The organism is Streptomyces sp. MMG1121 (genome assembly GCF_001280015.1).
Classification (GTDB): Bacteria; Actinomycetota; Actinomycetes; order Streptomycetales; family Streptomycetaceae; genus Streptomyces.
The window spans coordinates 35888-54272 of the sequence record NZ_LGDV01000038.1 but is presented as its reverse complement, the minus strand read 5'-3'; the positions used below and the strand labels follow the sequence as shown (position 1 = coordinate 54272).

The window sequence follows — 18385 nt, the reverse complement described above, 5'->3', positions numbered from 1 at the left end:
CTACTCCCGTCCGAGGGGTCGCAGTTCGTATTTCGGGTTGAACAGCACCCGGCGGCCCCGGCTCATCGAGATCCGGCCCGATGCGATCAGCTTGCGCCCCGGTTCTATGCCCACGATGGAACGCCTGCCGAGCCACACCACGTCCAGCGCCGCGGAGCCGTCGAACAGCTCGGCCTCCAGGGCCGGGACTCCGGCGCGCGGGCGCAGGGTGACCGTGCGCAAGGTACCAGTTACGGTGACGATCTGCCGGTCCTGGCAGTCGCCGATCCTGGTGCAGCCCGTGGTCTCGGCGTCTTCCCGCAATTCCTCGGACTCCAGGTCCTCCTGCGACGAGGAAAGCCGGTCGAGCATGCGCCGGAACCGGCCGGCCGGCTTCTCGGAACGGGGAACAGCACTCATACCTGAAGCGTACCGGGGCCCACCGACAGCGCCGTAGCCCCGCTCACATCGAGCCTGCTCACATCGGCCCCGCTCACTTCTCGAACCGGTAGCCCATCCCGGGCTCCGTGATGAAGTGCCTCGGGTGCGAGGGGTCCGTCTCCAGCTTGCGGCGCAGCTGGGCCATGTACACGCGCAGGTAGTTGGTCTCGGTGCCGTACGACGGCCCCCAGACCTCCTGGAGCAGCTGCTTCTGGCTGACCAGGCGGCCGGTGTTGCGGACCAGGACCTCCAGCAGGTGCCACTCGGTCGGGGTGAGCCGGACGTCCTTGCCGGCGCGGTTGACCTTCTTGGCGGCCAGGTCGACGGCGAAGCCCTCCGTCTCCACGGTCGTCAGGTCGTCCTCCCCCGGTCCGACCGGCTCGGCCCGGCGCACGGAGGCCCGCAGCCGGGCCAGCAGCTCGTCCATGCCGAAGGGCTTGGTGACGTAGTCGTCGGCGCCCGCGTCCAGCGCCTCGACCTTCTCGTCGGAGGAGTGCCGCGCGGACAGCACCAGGATGGGCACGCGGGTCCAGCCGCGCAGGCCCTTGATCACCTCGACGCCGTCCATGTCGGGCAGGCCCAGGTCGAGCACGACGACGTCGGGGTGGCGGGACGCGGCGAGTTCGAGGGCGGTACGGCCGTCGGGGGCCGCGTCCACCTCGTACTTGCGTGCCTTGAGGTTGATCACGAGGGCGCGCACGATCTGCGGCTCGTCGTCGACCACGAGCACCCGGGTCATAGGGTCTGCCTTTCTGGTTCTTCGATGTCCTCTCCGGTGTCCTCCCCGGCGGGAAGGGCCTCGGGACGCGATCCTGCCGCGCGGAGGCTGAGGACCATGGTGAGTCCGCCGCCCGGCGTGTCCTCGGCGTTGAGGGTCCCGCCCATGGCCTCCGTGAAGCCCCGGGCGACGGCGAGTCCGAGCCCGACCCCGGCGCCGCGCGGGGCGTCACCGTACCGCTGGAAGGGCTCGAATATCCGGTCCTTCGCCTCGTCCGGCACGCCCGGGCCGCGGTCCACCACGCGCACCTCGACCCGGTCGGCCATGGCGCTCGCGGAGACCAGCACGCGTTTCCCGCGCGGGCTGTACTTGACGGCGTTCTCCACCAGGTTGGCCACGGACCGCTCCAGCAGCCCGGGGTCGACCGCGACCATGGGCAGCGTCTCGGGGACCTCCAGCTCGACGCTGTCCTCGGGCACGCCGACCAGGGCCATCGGGACGACCTCGTCCACGTCGATCTCGCGGATGATCGGTGTGACCGTGCCGGTCTGGAGGCGGGACATGTCGAGCAGGTTGCCCACGAGGTGGTCGAGCCGGTCGGCGCCCTCCTCGATGCCCTCCAGCAGCTCCGCCCGGTCCTCCTCGGACCAGGCCACGTCGTCGGAGCGCAGGCTCGACACCGCCGCCTTGATGCCGGCCAGGGGTGTACGCAGGTCGTGGCTGACGGCGGCCAGCAGGGCGGTGCGGATGCGGTTGCCCTCGGCGAGCGTGCGGGCCTGGTCGGCCTCCTCCTGAAGGCGCCGGCGGTCCAGGGCCACGGCGGCCTGCGCGGCGAAGGCCGCGAGCACCCGGCGGTCCTCGGCGGGCAGCACCCGGCCGGTGAGCGCGAGGGCCATGTGGTCGCCGACGGGCATGTCGACGTCCGCGTCCTCGGGCCGCTCCAGCGGGCGTCCGAATCCGGCACGGCCCGCGCAGGTCCAGGGCTCGACGTCGCTCGCGCGTTCCAGCAGCGCGGCCGACTCCATCGCGAAGGTCTCCCGGACCCGTTCCAGCAGCTCCTCCAGGCTGGTCTCGCCGCGCAGCACGTTCCCGGCGAGGAAGGAGAGGATCTCCGACTCGGCGCGCAGCCGGGCCGCCTGATGGGTGCGCCGGGCGGCGAGGTCCACCACGGAGGCCACCGAGACGGCGACGCAGAGGAAGATCGCGATGGCCACGATGTTCTTCGGGTCGGCGATGGTCCACTTGTGCAGCGGCGGTGTGTAGAAGTAGTTCAGCAGCAGCGAGCCGAAGGCCACCGAGGCCAGTGCGGGCAGCAGGCCGCCGAGCAGGGCAGCGGCGACCGTGACGGCCAGGAACAGCAGCATGTCGTTGGCGAGGCCGACGTCGATGGTGTTCAGCAGCACCGCGAGCGCGGCCGGGCCGCCGAGTCCGGACAGCCAGCCCGAGATGATCCGGGCCCGCCCGAGCCGGGCGCCCCGGGAGACGGGCAGCCCACGGCCCTTGGCGACCGCCTCGTGGGTGACGATGTGGACGTCGAGGTCGGGGCCGGACTCCCGGGCGACGGTGGCGCCGACGCCGGGCCCGAAGACGTACTGCCAGGCCTTGCGCCGCGAGGAGCCGAGCACGATCTGGGTGGCGTTGACGCCGCGTGCGAAGTCCAGCAGGGCGGCCGGTATGTCGTCGCCGACCACGTGGTGGAAGGTGCCGCCCAGGTCCTCCACGAGGGTGCGCTGGACGGCCAGCTCCTTCGGGGAGCCCGAGGTCAGGCCGTCGCTGCGGGCTATGTACACGGCGAGCACCTCGCCGCCGGCGCCCTTCTCGGCGAGCCGGGCGGCGCGCCGTATCAGGGTGCGTCCCTCGGGGCCGCCGGTCAGGCCGACCACGATGCGCTCGCGGGAGCCCCAGATCTTGGAGACCCGGTGCTCGCTGCGATAGGCGTTGAGGTACTCGTCGACCCGGTCGGCCACCCACAGCAGCGCCAGCTCGCGCAGGGCGGTGAGGTTGCCGGGCCGGAAGTAGTTGGACAGGGCCGCGTCGACCTTGTCGGGCTGGTAGATGTTGCCGTGGGCCATCCGCCGGCGCAGGGCCTGCGGGGACATGTCGACCAGCTCGATCTGGTCGGCCCGGCGTACGACCTCGTCCGGGACGGTCTCGCGCTGGCGCACCCCCGTGATCGACTCCACGACGTCGCCGAGTGACTCCAGGTGCTGGATGTTGACGGTCGAGATCACGTCGGTGCCGGCGGCGAGCAGTTCCTCGACGTCCTGCCAGCGCTTGGCGTTGCGGGAGCCGGGGATGTTGGTGTGGGCGAGTTCGTCCACCAGGGCGACGGCGGGCGCCCGGCGCAGCACGGCGTCGATGTCCATCTCGCCGAAGACGGCGTCCCGGTACTCCAGCCGCTTGCGCGGGACCTGCTCCAGGCCGTGCAGCATCACCTCGGTGCGCGGCCGCTCGTGGTGCTCCACGAACGCCACGACGCAGTCGGTGCCACGCTCCACACGGCGGTGCGCCTCGGAGAGCATGGCATAGGTCTTGCCCACACCCGGTGCCGCGCCGAGGTAGATCCGAAGCTTGCCGCGTGCCATGGCTCCATTGTCTTCCGGTAACTGCTGTCTACGCAGCGTCGACCTTACGGCCAACGATCCCGACAAAACGGACGAGGGCCGGGTCAACGGGGCTCTTTGACGCAACTCTGACGGGACGTACCCCGAAGGGGCGCGAGGCTCCATCACCGTGCGGCTCCGCCGCGTGGGCGCGACCAGCGAAACGGGCCGCACCCCTCGAGGTACGGCCCGTGTACGACTTGCTGAACCCGGTGCAGCGCCGGTCAGCGAACCTCGGTGATCTCCGGTCCGCGCTGCAGCTGGCCCATACCGCCGGAGAAGCGCGAGGACTCCTCCTGCTGGACGCCCTCGGGGACCATCTGGGCGTCGTTGGGCAGCTTGAGGACGATCGGGTCGCGGGGCGCCATCGGGCCCTCGCCGCGGACCACGACCGTGTCCCGGAAGATCTGCTCCAGCAGCCCGGCGGCCTGCGGCTGCACGGCGCCCTGGCCGGAGATCACTCCGCGCAGGAACCAGCGCGGGCCGTCCACGCCGACGAACCGCACGACCTGGAAGCCACCGGTGCCGTCCGGCAGCTGCACCGGCACCTGGGCCCGCAGCTCCCAGCCCAGCGGGCCCTCGACCTCGTCGATGATGCCACCCTGCTGGGTGATGCCGGCCCCGATCTCCTCGCGGACCTCGCCCCAGATGCCCTCGCGCTTGGGCGCGGCGAAGGCCTGCAGCTGGACGGCGCTGTCACGCAGCACGACGGTCGCGGCGACGATCGCGTCACCGGCGACCTCGACCCGCAGCTCCATGCCGTCGACGCCCGGGATGAACAGCCCGCCGAGGTCCACGCGGCCCTCGTTCGGGTCGGCCACCTCGGTGCTGTCCCACGGCCCGTCGGGCCGGGGCCCGGGCTCCAGCCGCACGCGCTCGCGCTCGGCCTGCTCCTCTTCGTCGTCCGCCTCGGTGTCGACGCTGTCGACGACCTGCTCGGCCTCGCCGGCCGCATCCTCGGCGGCACCCTTCTTCTTGCGACGTCCGAACACGTCACTGTCCTTCCCGGTCGGATACGACCGAAGCGTATCGATTCCCACCCGTCGGACCGCCTACGGCGGCCTGACCGCTTGTGCCGCTCTCGCCGCCCACCGCGGCATGACCACCGGTGGACCCGAAGCCCCCTTCGGCCCGCGCCGAGCCGGGAAGTTCCGCCACCTCCTGGAAGCGGACCCTCTCGACCCGTTGGACGACCAGTTGGGCGATCCGGTCGAAGCGCTCGAACCGCACGGACTCGTGCGGGTCGAGATTCACCACGATCACCTTGATCTCCCCACGGTACCCGGCATCAACCGTCCCCGGGGCATTCACGAGGGCGACACCGCAGCGGGCGGCGAGACCGGATCGCGGGTGCACGAAGGCCGCGTACCCGTCCGGGAGGGCGATCGACACACCCGTGGGCAGCACGGCCCGCTCGCCGGGTGCCAGCTCGCGCGCCTCGGTGGTGCGCAGATCGGCTCCGGCGTCCCCGGGGTGCTCGTACCCCGGAAGCGGTACATCGGGATCGACGCGCCGGATGAACACGTCGAGGGGGCTCACGGGACTGACGGGACTCACGGGTTCACCTCGAAAGCGCGGGCACGCCGGATCTGGTCCGGGTCGTTCATGGCCGCCTGGATCTCCTCCCTGCGGCCGTGGTCGATGAAGTGGTCGACCTTCACCTCGATGAAGAGGGCGTCGGCGCGGACGGCGACGGGCCCCTCGGGGCCGCCGATGCGTCCGGTGGCGGTGGAGTAGATCTTCCGCCCGGCGACGGCGGTGACCTCGGCCTCCAGGTACAGCGTGGTGCCCACCGGGACCGGCCGGGCGAAGTCGGTCTCCAGCCTGCCGGTGACGGCGATGGTCCGCAGCAGCCAGTTCAGCGAGCCGAGGGTCTCGTCCAGGGCCGTGGCCAGCACACCGCCGTGCGCGAGGCCCGGGGCGCCCTGGTGGGCGGACTGGACGGTGAACTCGGCGGTCAGCGAGACACCCTCGCCGGCGCGCGCCTCCAGGAGCAGCCCGTGCGGCTGCCCGGGGCCACATCCGAAACAGTGTTCGTAGTGGGCGCCGAGGAGTTCCCCGGGCGCGGGCGCGTCGGGGTGCCGTACCGGTTTCACCGCGTCGGCGGGAGGCTGAAGAGCTGCGGAACTACCACTCACAGCCGCAGACCTTACCCGCGCGTCGGCCAAGTACGGATCCCGTGCCAAGCTTGGCTTCATGCAGCTTTCCGCCACGCCCTACGAAGAACGCCTCACCGCCCCCCGCTCGTGGTGGCTGCTCAGCTTTCTCGTGGGTGTCTCGTTCGCCCTGATCCTGCTCCCCTTCGGCACCCTGCCGCTGCTCGGCGGCCTGGTCGGCGGTACGGCGGCGGCGGCGGTGGTCGCCAGCGCGTACGGCTCGCCGCGCATCCGAGTGGTGGGTGACTCGCTGATCGCGGGCGAGGCGAAGATCCCGGTGTCGGCGCTCGGCGGGTCGGAGGTGCTGGATCCGGAGGAGGCCCGCGCCTGGCGTACGTACAAGGCCGACACCCGCGCCTTCCTGCTGCTGCGCGCCTACATCCCGCAGGCGCTGCGGGTGGAGGTCACCGACCCCGAGGACCCGACGCCGTACCTGTACCTGTCGACGCGTGAGCCGGAGCAGCTGGCGGCGGCGATCGAGGCGGCGCGGAAGGCGAACGCCTAGAACGCTCCGGGAAGCCCGCGGACCTCCAGGGGCTCCGCCGGCTTCTCCAGCGGCGGCTGCTCGGGCAGTTCGTCCCAGGGCACCTGGATCTTGCGCAGGTCGGTGCGGATGCGGGCGGCGAGCTTTCTGGTGTCCCGGCGGTTCATGACCGCGCCGACCGCCGCGCCCACCATGAACGGCATGAGGTTGGGCAGGTCGCGCACCATGCGCTTCATGATCTGCTGGCGCAGTTCGCGCTTCATGTGGCCGCCGAGGGCGGAGTCGTACGTCGACGGCTTCATCACGTCGATCCCGCGCTCCCCCGACCAGGAGGACAGATACGCGGTGCTGCGGTTCGTGAGGTTCCCCGGCGGTCGTACGCCGTAGACCTCGTGGAGTTCGGCGATGAGCTTCAGCTCGATCGCGGCGACCCCGGTGATCTCCGCGGCCAGTTCGGTCGGCATGGCGGGCGGCACCGGCAGCATCGCCGCCGCTCCGATCCCGGCTCCGACCGTCGAGGTCCCTGCCGCCGCCCCGGCCACGAGCTTGTCGGCGAGTTCCTCGGGTCCGAGGCCCGGGAACTGCCGACGCAGGGCCGCGAGGTCGCGTACGGGGATGCGGGGGGCGATCTCGATGATGCGGTCCGCGAGGTACGCCAGCCCCGCGCGGGCGCGGCTGCCGCCCTTGCGGGCCCCTTCCCGGGCCATCTCCCGGGCTTTGTCGCGCATCACCGCGACCCGTCGCCTTGCGACGGGCGCGGGCTGCCGCACCGGCGCCGGGTGGTCCGCCCGGTCGGCCGCCGGTGCGAGCGAGGCTCCCCTGCCGGATGAGCCCCGCTCCTGTTCACGCGCGCCGTGCGGGCCGCCGGACGGCCCTTGGTCCGCTTTCCCCAGCGGGAAGCGGCGCTTCCGGGGAGGGGTCGAGCCAGACATGGCCGACCCGTCCTCAGTCGCAGTCGCGGCAGATCGGCTGACCGTTCTTCTCGCGGGCCAGCTGGCTGCGGTGGTGCACCAGGAAGCAGCTCATGCAGGTGAACTCGTCCTGCTGCTTGGGCAGCACACGGACTGCCAGTTCCTCGTTCGAGAGGTCGGCGCCGGGCAGTTCGAGGCCCTCTGCGGCCTCGAACTCGTCGACGTCCACCGACGAGGTGGTCTTGTCGTTCCGGCGAGCCTTCAGCTCTTCCAGGCTGTCCGAGTCGACGTCGTCGTCGGTCTTGCGTGGAGTGTCGTAATCGGTTGCCATATCGCTCTCCCCCTCTGGGTGTCTGCGGTGTCTCCAGCGCACGTAACGCGTGAGAGGCCGGACTTGTGCCCGACCTGAGGCGGAGATTTTGCCTCACATCAAGGTCTGTTACTCAATCGACACCCAACCCGATCTCTCAAGAGTGATCGGCTTGGATGGCGGTGAGGACCGTACACGGTTCGAATGCCGCACCTCAAAGGCGCCTCATCGTGTACTTCCCGTGATCAAGAGCCCTGAAAACCCGGACTTTCCCGGCTTTCCACCTTCTGTCATGATCACAGAGAGTGCATGGCTGAAAATCCGCCCATGTGATTGATCACACAGCAACAACGGCATTCGGGGTCCTGAAAATTCCGCGCAAAGCGAACATCCTCCGCGTGTGTCGATTGCGGCTCACAGCGGCAGGGTGACACGCATCACCAGCCCGCCGCCCTCGCGAGGCCGTGCCGCGATCAGGCCACCGTGCGCGCGGGCCACGGACCGGACGATGGACAGGCCGAGGCCGACTCCCTTGTCGCTGCCCGTGCGCTCCGTGCGGAGCCGCCGGAAGGGCTCGAAGAGGTTGTCGATCTCGTACGCCGGCACCACCGGTCCGGTGTTCGTGACGGTGAGCACCGCCTGCCCGTGCTGCACCTCCGTGTTCACCTCCACCCAGCCTTCCTCGGACACGTTGTACCGCACGGCGTTCTGCACCAGGTTCAGCGCGATCCGCTCCAGCAGCACGCCGTTGCCCTGCACCACGGCGGGCTTGCGTCTGCCGCGGATCTCCACGCCCTTGGCCTGGGCCTCGCCGTGCACCTGGTCGATGGCCTGGGTGGCGACCTCGGCCAGGTCGACCGGTTTGCGCTCGACGATCTGGTTGTCACTGCGGGCGAGCAGCAGCAGGCCCTCGACCAGCTGCTCGCTGCGCTCGTTGGTGGCGAGCAGGGTCTTGCCGAGCTGTTGCAGCTCCATCGGCGCGTTCGGGTCGGACAGGTGCACCTCGAGGAGCGTGCGGTTGATCGCCAGCGGGGTGCGCAGCTCGTGGGAGGCGTTGCCCACGAAGCGCTGCTGGGCGGTGAAGGCCCGTTGCAGTCGCTCCAGCATGTCGTCGAAGGTGTCGGCCAGCTCCTTCAGCTCGTCGTCCGGGCCGTCCAGCTCGATCCGGCGGGCCAGGTCCGAACCGGCCACCTGCCGGGCGGTGCGGGTGATCCGGCCGAGCGGGGACAGCACGCGGCCGGCCATCGCGTAACCGAACGCGAAGGCGATCACGGCGAGGCCCAGCAGGGCCAGCAGCGAGCGGCTGAGCAGGTCGTCCAGGGCCGCCTGGCGCTGTCCGTCGACACACTGGCTGATCGCGTGGTTGAAGTCCGCGAGCGACAGGCTGGTCGTGCTGATCGCCGGGCAGTTGTCGCTGGAGACCTTCAGGCTCTGGTAGCTGACGATCTTGAACAGCGGCTGGTTTCCCGTGCTGATCGCCTGCGCGGCCAGCAGGTAGATGATCGACAGCAGCAGGATGCCGGCGATCAGGAACATGCCGCCGTACAGCAGCGTGAGCCGTATACGGATGGTGGGACGCAGCCACGGGAACGGGGCCTGCGGTCGCCTGGGGTCCCAGGTGGGCTTCGGTGGCGCCTGAGCCGGCGCGGGTGTTGCGGCCACGGCGGATCAGATCCGGTAACCGGAGCCGGGGACGGTGACGATGACCGGCGGCTCGCCCAGCTTGCGGCGCAGCGTCATGACCGTCACCCGCACCACGTTGGTGAACGGGTCGGTGTTCTCGTCCCAGGCCTTCTCCAGCAGCTGCTCGGCCGAGACGACAGCGCCCTCGCTGCGCATGAGGACCTCCAGGACCGCGAACTCCTTGGGCGCGAGCTGGACCTCCTTGCCGTCGCGGAAGACCTCGCGGCGGTTGGGGTCGAGCTTGATGCCGGCGCGCTCCAGGACGGGCGGCAGGGGCACGCTCGTACGGCGGCCGAGTGCGCGCACGCGCGCGATCAGCTCGCTGAACGCGAAGGGCTTGGGCAGATAGTCGTCGGCGCCGATCTCCAGGCCCTCGACACGGTCGCTGACGTCGCCGGACGCGGTGAGCATGAGCACGCGCGTGGGCATGCCCAGCTCGACGATCTTGCGGCAGACGTCGTCCCCGTGCACGAGGGGGAGGTCGCGGTCGAGGACGACCACGTCGTAGTCGTTGACGCCGATGCGCTCCAGGGCGGCCGCACCGTCGTACACGACGTCGACGGCCATGGCCTCCCGGCGCAGTCCGGTGGCCACCGCATCGGCGAGCAGCTGCTCGTCCTCGACGACGAGTACGCGCACGTCGCAAGTCCTTCCTCTGTCCGCCCGCCGCGCCACCGTGGGCGCATGCGGGCAGGGGTGTTCGTGGAGTGTGGCCTCCATCCTGCCCTTTTCGGCCGTAAGTCGGCTGTAAGGCGGGTTGTGGACCGTACGGATCGGCGTTCCGGGGCGGGAATACGAGATTTCCTCCTCCGGTTGAGGTTTCCGGGTGAGGGAGCGGGGGGAGGACGGCTGTACACCCCGCGATCACGCTCTGCATGTGCCGCAGCACCATGCGGTACTCCGCCATCCGCTTCTCCAGAGTGGGCGTGGATGTCCGGCACCGTCGCCGCCCGGCACGGCAGCGCCGGGCACCCGCGAGAGACGTGATCGCCCCTTTCCCACAACCGGCACACCCCCGTGCCACCGACCCACGACCCAGGACGAGGGGGCGCAGCATGGACGCTTTCACCGCAGGACTTCTGCAGCGCATAAGGACGACCGAGTCCGACCTGTCGCGGGCTCGTGACGAGGGCGACGACTTCCTCGTCGAGGTGGAGCAGGCAGAGCTCGACGACCTGCGACGCCTCGCCGCCGAACACGGTGTGGAGGTCGGCGCGTCACGCGTCTGATCGGCCCGCAAGCGCACACACGGGACCCCCGGCGAATCCAGCGCCGGGGGTCCTGTGTGTCCGGGGTGCGCGATCTCGCGTGGGGGCCGTGCGGCTAGTCGTGCCAGGCCCCGAAGTCCTCCAGCAGCCCCTGGAGCGGCTCGAACACTCCGGGCGACCCGGCGACCGTCAGTTCCCGTGACGGCCGCTCACCGGGCCGTCCACCGGCCAGCGCGCCCGCCTCCCGGGCGATGAGCTCCCCCGCGGCGAAGTCCCACGCGTTGAGCCCGCGCTCGTAGTACCCGTCCAGCCGGCCGCAGGCCACGTCGCACAGGTCGATCGCCGCCGAGCCCCCGCGCCGGATGTCGCGCAGCAGCGGGATCAGCCGGGCGGCCACCTCGGCCTGACGGGCGCGTACCTCGGTGACGTAGTTGAAGCCGGTGGAGACCAGCGCCTGGTCCAGCGGGGGCGCGGGGCGGCAGGCCAGCGCCCGCTCGCCCGCCCACGCACCGGTCGCCCACGCACCGCCGCCGCGCACGGCGTGGTACGTCTCGCCGCGCATCGGCGCCGCGACGACCCCGGCGACGGTCTCGCCGTCCTGCTGCGCCGCGATGGACACCGCCCAAGTGGGCAGTCCGTACAGGTAGTTGACGGTGCCGTCGAGCGGGTCGATGACCCAGCGGACGCCGCTCGTGCCCTCGGCACAGGCGCCCTCCTCGCCGAGGAAGCCGTCGTCGGGCCGCCGGCCGGAGATCAGGTCGGTGATCAGCTTCTCCGCCGCGATGTCCATCTCGGTCACGACGTCGATCGGGCTGGACTTGGTCTTCGCCACGGCGAGGTCGGCCGGGCGGCCGTCCCGCAGCAGCTCTCCGGCGCGGCGGGCGGCCTCCTGGGCCAGCCCGAGCAGGTCCCGGTACAGAGCGTCGGTCACGGGGCTCCTCACGCGTAGGGGCTGTCGGCGCCGGCGGCGGCCGGGCGCGGGGCGCGGGCCGGGCAGCAGCCGACGGGGCAGAGGTCGTGGCTCGGGCCGAGGGCGCCCAGGGCGCAGGGGGTGACCTCCTGGCCGCGCTCCACGGCGGCGCGCTCCGTGATCAGCTCGCGGACGGCGGCGGCGAAGCGCGGGTCGGCGCCCACCGTGGCCGAGCGGCGCACCGGCAGGCCCAGTTCCTCGGCCTTGGCCAGGGCCTCGGTGTCGAGGTCGTAGAGGACCTCCATGTGGTCGGAGACGAAGCCGATGGGCGCCATGACGACGGCCGGGGCGCCCGCCGCGTGCCGCTCCTGAAGGTGGTCGCAGATGTCCGGCTCCAGCCACGGGATGTGCGGGGCGCCGGAACGCGACTGGTACACGAGCCGCCAGGGGTGGTCCACGCCGGTGCGCTCGCGGACGGCGTCGGCGATCAGCTGGGCCACGTCCAGGTGCTGCTCGACGTAGGCGCCGCCCTCGCCATGCGCCTCGACGGGGCCGGAGGCGTCGGCGGCGGCGGTCGGGATGGAGTGCGTGGTGAAGGCGATGTGGGCGCCCGCGCGGACGTCCTCGGGGAGGTCGGCGAGGGAGCGCAGCACGCCGTCGATCATGGGCTCGACGAAGCCGGGGTGGTTGAAGTAGTGCCGCAGCTTGTCGATCTTCGGCAGCTGGAGACCCTCGGCTTCCAGGGTCGCCAGCGCGTCGGCCAGGTTCTCCCGGTACTGCCGGCAGCCCGAGTAGGAGGCGTAGGCGCTGGTGGCCAGGACCAGGATGCGGCGGCGGCCGTCGGCGACCATCTCGCGCAGGGTGTCCGTCAGGTACGGCGCCCAGTTGCGGTTGCCCCAGTAGACCGGCAGGTCCAGGCCGTGCTCGGCGAAGTCCTTGCGCAGGGCGTCCAGCAGGGCGCGGTTCTGGTCGTTGATCGGGCTGACCCCGCCGAACAGGAAGTAGTGCTGACCGACTTCCTTGAGGCGTTCCTTCGGGATGCCCCGCCCGCGCGTGACGTTCTCCAGGAAGGGGACCACGTCGTCCGGGCCTTCGGGACCGCCGAAGGAGAGCAGGAGCAGGGCGTCGTACGGGGTGGCATCGAGCGCGTCTGGCATGACTCGATCCTGCCACCCGGTACTGACAGCCGGGGAACAGCCGGGTGACGAGTCGGGTTCCAGTGGGTTTAGGGCGGTTTTTCCGCTCGCTTTCCGATGGCCGGACCAGGTGCTTTCAGGGGCGCCCGACTCGTAAGCTGTATCGGCCGCATTCGCGCCTTACCGAGCCGCTTCGGAGACCCCGTGCCCAGCCCCTACAGAGCCCTGTTCACCGAGCCCGGCACCAAGGCGTTCTCCACCGCGGGATTCCTCGGCCGGATGCCGCTGTCGATGATGGGCATCGGCGTGGTCACGATGGTCTCCCAGCTCACCGGGCGCTACCGCCTCGCGGGCGCGCTGTCGGCCACCATCGCGCTGTCCGCCGCGGCCATCGGACCCCAGATATCCCGGCTGGTCGACCGGCACGGGCAGCTCCGGGTGCTGCGCCCGGCGACGCTGGTGGCGCTCGCGGCCGCGGCCGGCCTGTTGCTCGCCGCGCATCTGCGCTGGCCGGACTGGGTGCTGTTCGTGTCGGCCGCCGGGATCGGTTCCGTGCCGAGCCTCGGCGCGATGATCCGGGCCCGCTGGGCGGCCCTGTACCGGGGCACCCCGAAGCTGCACACGGCCTACTCGTTCGAGTCGGTCGTGGACGAGGTGTGCTTCATCTTCGGACCGATCATCTCCATCGGGCTGTCCACCGTCTGGTTCCCGGAGGCAGGGCCCCTGCTGGCCGCCTGCTTCCTGGCCGTGGGCGTCTTCTGGCTCACGGCCCAGCGCGCCACCGAGCCGCAGCCGCACCCGCGCGAGAAGCACGGCGGCGGCACGGCCCTGCGCTCGGCCGGGCTGCAGGTGCTGGTGGCCACCTTCACGGCGACCGGCGCGATCTTCGGCTCGGTGGACGTGGTCACCGTCGCCTTCGCCGACGAGCGCGGCCACAAGGGCGCCGCGAGCCTGGTACTGGCGGTGTACGCGGCCGGTTCCTGCGCGGCCGGGGTGGTCTTCGGGCTGCTGCGGTTCGCCGGAGCGCCGGAACGTCGCTGGCTGCTGGGCGTGGCGGCGATGGCCGTGAGTATGATCCCCCTCCTACTGGTCGGAAACCTGCCGCTTCTGGCCGTGGCGCTGTTCGTTGCGGGGCTGTCCATCGCACCGACGATGATCACGACGATGTCCCTCATAGAAGAGCACGTACCTCGCGCGAAGCTCACCGAGGGCATGACCTGGGTGAGCACCGGCCTCGCGGTCGGCGTCGCGCTCGGCTCCTCCGTGGCCGGCTGGGTCATCGACGCAGCCGGGGCGCGGGCCGGGTACGGGGTTCCGGCCGTGTCCGGGGCCGTCGCGGTCGCGGTCGGTTTTCTCGGGTACCGCCGGCTGCGCAGGCCGGCCGCGGGGCGGGGAGGCACCGTTGAGCAGCACAGCGAGCGGGAAGAACGGCACCTGGCGTAACTGGTGCGGGAACGTGGCCGCCCGGCCCGCCCGGCAGGTTGCGCCGGCCTCGGTGGAGGAGCTGGCCGAGGCGATGCGCCGGGCCCGCGAGGACGGCCTGAAGGTGAAGGCGGTCGGTACGGGGCACTCGTTCACCTCGATCGCCGCGACCGACGGAGTGTTGATCCGCCCTCAACTGTTGACCGGCATCCGCAACATTGACCGGGAGGCCATGACCGTCACGGTCGAGGCGGGCACCCCGCTCAAGAGACTCAATGCCGCTCTCGCGCGCGAGGGCCTGTCGCTCACCAACATGGGCGACATCATGGAGCAGACCGTCTCCGGGGCCACCAGCACCGGCACGCACGGCACCGGCCGCGAGTCCGCCTCCATCGCCGCCCAGATCAAGGGCCTCGAACTGGTCACGGCGGACGGATCGGTGCTCAGCTGCTCCGAGAAGCAGCACGCCGACGTCTTCGCCGCCGCGCGGATAGGCCTGGGCGCTCTCGGCATCGTCACCGCGATCACGTTCGCCGTGGAGCCCCTCTTCCTGCTCACCGCGCGCGAGGAACCGATGCCCTTCGAGCGGGTCGCGGCCGAGTTCGATCAACTGTGGGCCGAGAACGAGCACTTCGAGTTCTACTGGTTCCCGCACACCGGCAACACGAACACCAAGCGCAACAACCGCAGCGCCGGCCCGGAGCAACCAGTGGGACAGCTGGCCGGCTGGTTCGAGGACGAGCTCCTCTCCAACGGCGTCTTCCAGGTGGCCCAGTGGGTCGGCCGCGCCGTCCCGGCCGCCGTTCCCGCGATCGCCCAGGTCTCCAGCAAGGCCCTGTCCGCGCGGACGTACACCGACATCCCCTACAAGGTCTTCACCTCGCCGCGCCGGGTGCGCTTCGTGGAGATGGAGTACGCCGTGCCGCGCGCGGCCCTGGTGGAGACACTGCGCGAGCTGAAGACCATGGTCGACCGCTCGGACCTGCGCGTCAGCTTCCCGGTCGAGGTGCGCACGGCCCCGGCCGACGACATCACCCTGTCCACCGCCTCCGGCCGGGACAGCGCCTACATCGCCGTCCACATGTTCCGGGGCACGCCGTACCAGGCCTACTTCACCGCCGCCGAGCGCATCTTCACCGCGCACGAGGGCCGGCCGCACTGGGGCAAGGTGCACACGCGGGACGCCGAGTACTTCGCGCGCGTGTACCCGCGTTTCGGTGAGTTCACTGCGCTGAGGGATCGCCTTGACCCGGATCGGCTGTTCCAGAACGACTACTTGCGGAGGGTTCTGGGGGCGTAGGCGTCGCGGCGGACCCGCTGGGCGTCGGGGTCGGCGTCGGGGTGTCCGGGCCGTCGCTCGGCTGCCCGCTCGGGGAGTCGCCGGGGGCCGGCGTCGCGCTGTGCGTCGTACCGCCATCGGAGCCGGGCGTGTGCGCGGGGGACCGCGAGTCCGAGGGCGCCGGCGCCTGCCCGGGCGTGGCGGGGGTGTCGGACGTCGAGGCGGACGAGCCCCGGCCGCTGACGGCGTCGCTGACCGTCGTACCCCCGCCGCCGCTGAAGCTGCTGCCGGAGACCAGTTCGTACGTCGTGATGCCGGCCATGGTCACGCCGAACACGAGGGCGGCCGCGACCACCGGGCGCCGCCAGCTCCTGACACGCGCGCGGTAGACCGTGCCCGCGCCGAACTCCCCTGGAGCCGGTGACACTTGTTCCCGGGGACGGACCGTGACGGTCGCCTCCTTCAGCTGCTCCCCGGTCCGCTTGAAGAAGTGCTGGAACAGGGTGCCGCCACAGGTGGCGACGATGCTGACGACTCCGGCCCCGAGGATCGTGCCGTACACCCCGAAATACGACGCCAGTTTGGCCGCGAAGACCGCCGCCAGGGCACTTCCCGCGACCTGGGGGACGCTCAGATCGATCCGCTTGCGACCCGCGTCGGGCGTTTCACGCATACCCGGAACTTGCCTGCCTTTCCCGTACTTGATCGACATTGACCGACCCACTGCACGAGAAAGGGACGTACGGTCGAAACCATTAGTTCCGTTTCTGGCGATTGCGTGAAGTTCGCCACGTTCATGATCGGTAAAACCGGTTGCCGAGGGCCAAGTCGCGGCTCTTGGCAGAAGTTGGGCGGCGCGCCCATCCACGCACATGGTCCAAATGGAGTACTGTTGCGAGCCCTGGGCCCGGTCCTCCACCAGGGTGTCCGGGTCCTTGCAGGACCGCTGGGAGGGGGCTAGTTGCACAGGGTGACGGATTTGGTCACTTAGCGTTGCGAACAGGTAACCGTGCCATAACGGCGGTCCAGGGCCCGTGCCCGACACGCCGGGCAACTCGGCAAGGTTGTGGCAGGCTGCACCCGGGCAGGCCACACTCGACTAGCGGAAGCAGCGACGCACGTGACGTCGGCAGGCACCACCCGGGAGGTCCCCATGCCCGAACTGCGTGTCGTGGCCGTCTCGAATGACGGCACACGGCTGGTGCTGAAGGCTGCCGACGCAACGGAGTACACGCTTCCGATCGACGAGCGGCTCCGCGCCGCCGTCCGCGGCGACCGGCCCCGCCTCGGCCAGATCGAGATCGAGGTCGAGAGCCATCTCCGCCCGCGCGACATCCAGGCGCGGATACGTGCCGGTGCCAGCGCGGAAGAGGTCGCGCAGCTCGCCGGCATCCCCGTCGACCGGGTACGGCGCTTCGAGGGCCCGGTGCTGGCCGAACGCGCCTTCATGGCCGAGCGCGCCCGCAAGACCCCCGTCCGCCGCCCCGGCGAGAATTCCGGTCCACTGCTCGGCGAGGCCGTCCAGGAGCGGCTGGTGCTGCGCGGCGCGGAGAAGGACACCGTGCAGTGGGACTCCTGGCGCCGCGACGACGGCACCTGGGAGGTGCTCCTCGTCTACCGGGTCGCGGGCGAACCGCACGCGGCGAGCTGGACGTACGACCCGCCCCGGCGGCTCGTACAGGCCGTGGACAACGAGGCGCGCTCGCTCATCGGCGAGTCCGACGATCTCGCCGCGCCCGAGCCGAGCTTCCCGTTCGTCCCGCGCATCGCCCGGCTGCCGCGCGAGCGTTCGATGGACCGCGCACTCGACCGGGGCGACCGCGGCGAGCGCGACCGGCCGAGCCTGCCCGCGCAGCCGGCCGAGCCCGCCGAGGAGACCAGCAGCGAACGCGACTCGCTGACCAGCCTCCTGGAGGCCGTGCCGAGCTTCCGGGGCGACCTGGTGGTCCCGGAGCGCCCGGCGGAGACACCGGAGGAGCCCGTCGACGAACCGGAGGCGGAGGAGCCACCGGCGCCCGCCGCCTCGGCCGGTTCGGCCTACGCGGACGTCCTCATGCCCCGCTCCGTCGGCAGCCACCGCGACCGGCTCATCGGCGCCACCGACCGCCAGGCCGAGGCCGACGGCGTCCGCCCCGGCCGCCGTGCCGCCGTGCCGAGCTGGGACGAGATCGTGTTCGGCACGCGCCGCAAGAAGCAGGAGTAACGGGATCGCGGGGGAACAGGGGCACGCGCGCGCGTGCCCCTGTTTCTCGTGTCCGCTACTGGGGGTCCGCCCCCACCGCCACCGGGCGGGACGGGTCGGCGGACCACTCGGACCACGAACCGGCGTACAGGGCCGCCGGGATGCCCGCCACCGCCAGCGCGAGGACCTGGTGGGCGCCGGAGACGCCCGAACCGCAGTACACGCCCACCTCGGCGTCCGACGCGACGCCCAGGGCCTTGAAGCGGTCCCGCAGCTCGGCCGCGGGCAGGAAGCGGCCGTCGGGGCCCACGTTCTCCGTCGTCGGGGCCGACACCGCGCCCGGGATGTGCCCGCCGACCCGGTCGATCGGCTCCACCTCCCCGCGGTAGCGCTCCCCCGCGCGCGCGTCCAGCAGCACGCCCGTGCGCGCCAGGGCCGCGGCCGCGTCCGCGTCCAGCAGTCCCGTCGCGGCCGGCGCGGGCCGGAAGTCGCCCTCGGCCGTTTCCGGCACCCGCGTGGACAGTTCGCCCTCCCAGGACGGCAACCCGCCGTCGAGGACCCGCACGTCCGGGTGACCCGTCCAGCGCAGCAGCCACCACGCGCGCGCGGCGGCCCAGCCCTGGCCGCCGTCGTACACGACGACCGGCCGGCCAGCCGACACACCCGCCCGGCGCATCGCGGCGCCGAACTCCGCGAGGTCCGGCAGCGGATGCCGGCCCCTTGCCCCGGGGGCGGAGGCGAGCTCCCGGTCCAGATCGACGAAGACCGCGCCCGGAATGTGTCCGGCCGCGTACTCGGCCCGCCCGTCGAAGGCCGGCCCGCCCGCCGCCTTCGCCACGCTCAGCTGCCAGCGCACGTCCAACAGCACCGGCGGGCGGTCGCCGGTCAGTTCATGTGCGAGATCGGTTGCGGTGATGATGACTGTCATGGCGTCCATGCATACGCCAGGGGTGGCCGTGGCGT

The 18385-nt window shown here is 71.5% G+C and carries 19 protein-coding genes; 5 read left to right on the top strand and 14 right to left on the bottom strand.

Annotated features, from left to right (window positions below; genetic code table 11):
• From ADK64_RS05215 to ADK64_RS05190, 6 genes are all read right to left on the bottom strand, one after another.
• Complete coding sequence (locus tag ADK64_RS05215; RefSeq protein ID WP_053655264.1) at positions 1-399, bottom strand: OB-fold nucleic acid binding domain-containing protein; 399 nt, start codon at positions 397-399, stop codon at positions 1-3.
• 73 nt (positions 400-472) lie between these two features.
• Positions 473-1159 carry a response regulator gene (locus ADK64_RS05210; protein WP_053655262.1) on the bottom strand — a complete coding sequence of 229 codons (687 nt, stop codon included), beginning with the start codon at positions 1157-1159 and terminating at the stop codon, positions 473-475.
• Positions 1156-3723 carry a sensor histidine kinase gene (locus ADK64_RS05205; protein ID WP_053655260.1) on the bottom strand — a complete coding sequence of 856 codons (2568 nt, stop codon included), beginning with the start codon at positions 3721-3723 and terminating at the stop codon, positions 1156-1158. Before ADK64_RS05205 ends, ADK64_RS05210 begins: the two co-directional genes overlap by 4 nt.
• Before the next feature lie 242 nt (positions 3724-3965).
• Positions 3966-4733 (bottom strand): DUF3710 domain-containing protein, encoded by a 768-nt coding sequence (locus ADK64_RS05200; RefSeq protein WP_053655258.1) that lies wholly within the window; start codon positions 4731-4733, stop codon positions 3966-3968.
• 1 nt (position 4734) lies between these two features.
• Positions 4735-5280, bottom strand: coding sequence for a dUTP diphosphatase (dut, locus tag ADK64_RS05195; protein ID WP_053655256.1), 546 nt, complete (start codon positions 5278-5280; stop codon positions 4735-4737).
• A gap of 14 nt (positions 5281-5294) precedes the next feature.
• Complete coding sequence (locus ADK64_RS05190; RefSeq protein ID WP_053655254.1) at positions 5295-5879, bottom strand: PaaI family thioesterase; 585 nt, start codon at positions 5877-5879, stop codon at positions 5295-5297.
• Between the two features lie 58 nt (positions 5880-5937).
• On the opposite strand from ADK64_RS05190, the gene ADK64_RS05185 reads away from it, so the two are divergent.
• Positions 5938-6402, top strand: a complete 465-nt coding sequence (locus ADK64_RS05185) for a DUF3093 domain-containing protein (RefSeq protein ID WP_053655250.1) — start codon at positions 5938-5940, stop codon at positions 6400-6402.
• Here the strand turns inward: ADK64_RS05185 and ADK64_RS05180 are convergent.
• The 4 genes from ADK64_RS05180 to ADK64_RS05165 form a co-directional block, all read right to left on the bottom strand.
• On the bottom strand, positions 6399-7313 hold the full coding sequence (locus tag ADK64_RS05180) for a hypothetical protein (protein WP_107092924.1): 915 nt from the start codon (positions 7311-7313) through the stop codon (positions 6399-6401). The two genes, ADK64_RS05185 and ADK64_RS05180, sit on opposite strands and share 4 nt — an antisense overlap.
• Before the next feature lie 13 nt (positions 7314-7326).
• Entirely contained in the window at positions 7327-7623 is a 297-nt protein-coding gene (locus ADK64_RS05175) for a DUF4193 domain-containing protein (RefSeq protein ID WP_053655247.1), read from the bottom strand.
• A 393-nt stretch (positions 7624-8016) separates the two neighbouring features.
• Positions 8017-9264 carry a sensor histidine kinase gene (locus ADK64_RS05170; RefSeq protein WP_053655245.1) on the bottom strand — a complete coding sequence of 416 codons (1248 nt, stop codon included), beginning with the start codon at positions 9262-9264 and terminating at the stop codon, positions 8017-8019.
• 6 nt (positions 9265-9270) lie between these two features.
• Positions 9271-9924, bottom strand: coding sequence for a response regulator transcription factor (locus ADK64_RS05165; protein ID WP_003993508.1), 654 nt, complete (start codon positions 9922-9924; stop codon positions 9271-9273).
• 416 nt (positions 9925-10340) lie between these two features.
• On the opposite strand from ADK64_RS05165, the gene ADK64_RS46530 reads away from it, so the two are divergent.
• Positions 10341-10514, top strand: coding sequence for a hypothetical protein (locus tag ADK64_RS46530; RefSeq protein WP_167357479.1), 174 nt, complete (start codon positions 10341-10343; stop codon positions 10512-10514).
• 94 nt (positions 10515-10608) lie between these two features.
• Here the strand turns inward: ADK64_RS46530 and ADK64_RS05160 are convergent, their stop codons facing one another.
• A complete protein-coding gene (locus ADK64_RS05160) occupies positions 10609-11424 on the bottom strand; it encodes an inositol monophosphatase family protein (RefSeq protein ID WP_053655243.1) in 816 nt (271 codons plus the stop codon).
• A gap of 8 nt (positions 11425-11432) precedes the next feature.
• On the bottom strand, positions 11433-12560 hold the full coding sequence (locus tag ADK64_RS05155; RefSeq protein WP_053655241.1) for a ferrochelatase: 1128 nt from the start codon (positions 12558-12560) through the stop codon (positions 11433-11435).
• 183 nt (positions 12561-12743) lie between these two features.
• Between ADK64_RS05155 and ADK64_RS05150 the strand changes: the two genes are divergently transcribed.
• Together ADK64_RS05150 and ADK64_RS05145 are read left to right on the top strand one after the other, a co-directional pair.
• Entirely contained in the window at positions 12744-13982 is a 1239-nt protein-coding gene (locus ADK64_RS05150; RefSeq protein ID WP_053655238.1) for an MFS transporter, read from the top strand.
• Positions 13942-15261, top strand: a complete 1320-nt coding sequence (locus ADK64_RS05145) for a D-arabinono-1,4-lactone oxidase (RefSeq protein WP_053655236.1) — start codon at positions 13942-13944, stop codon at positions 15259-15261. The genes ADK64_RS05150 and ADK64_RS05145 overlap by 41 nt, the downstream gene beginning before the upstream one ends.
• Here the strand turns inward: ADK64_RS05145 and ADK64_RS42465 are convergent.
• Entirely contained in the window at positions 15185-15913 is a 729-nt protein-coding gene (locus ADK64_RS42465; RefSeq protein WP_078992495.1) for a hypothetical protein, read from the bottom strand. The genes ADK64_RS05145 and ADK64_RS42465 overlap by 77 nt on opposite strands.
• Before the next feature lie 480 nt (positions 15914-16393).
• Between ADK64_RS42465 and sepH the strand changes: the two genes are divergently transcribed.
• Positions 16394-17443, top strand: coding sequence for a septation protein SepH (gene sepH, locus ADK64_RS05135; RefSeq protein ID WP_053655232.1), 1050 nt, complete (start codon positions 16394-16396; stop codon positions 17441-17443).
• Between the two features lie 55 nt (positions 17444-17498).
• On the opposite strand, the gene ADK64_RS05130 is transcribed toward sepH, so the two are convergent.
• The gene (locus tag ADK64_RS05130) at positions 17499-18350 is read right to left on the bottom strand and encodes a sulfurtransferase (RefSeq protein WP_053655983.1); all 852 of its coding nucleotides are present in this window, start codon (positions 18348-18350) and stop codon (positions 17499-17501) included.
• Between the last annotated feature and the right edge of the window lie 35 nt (positions 18351-18385).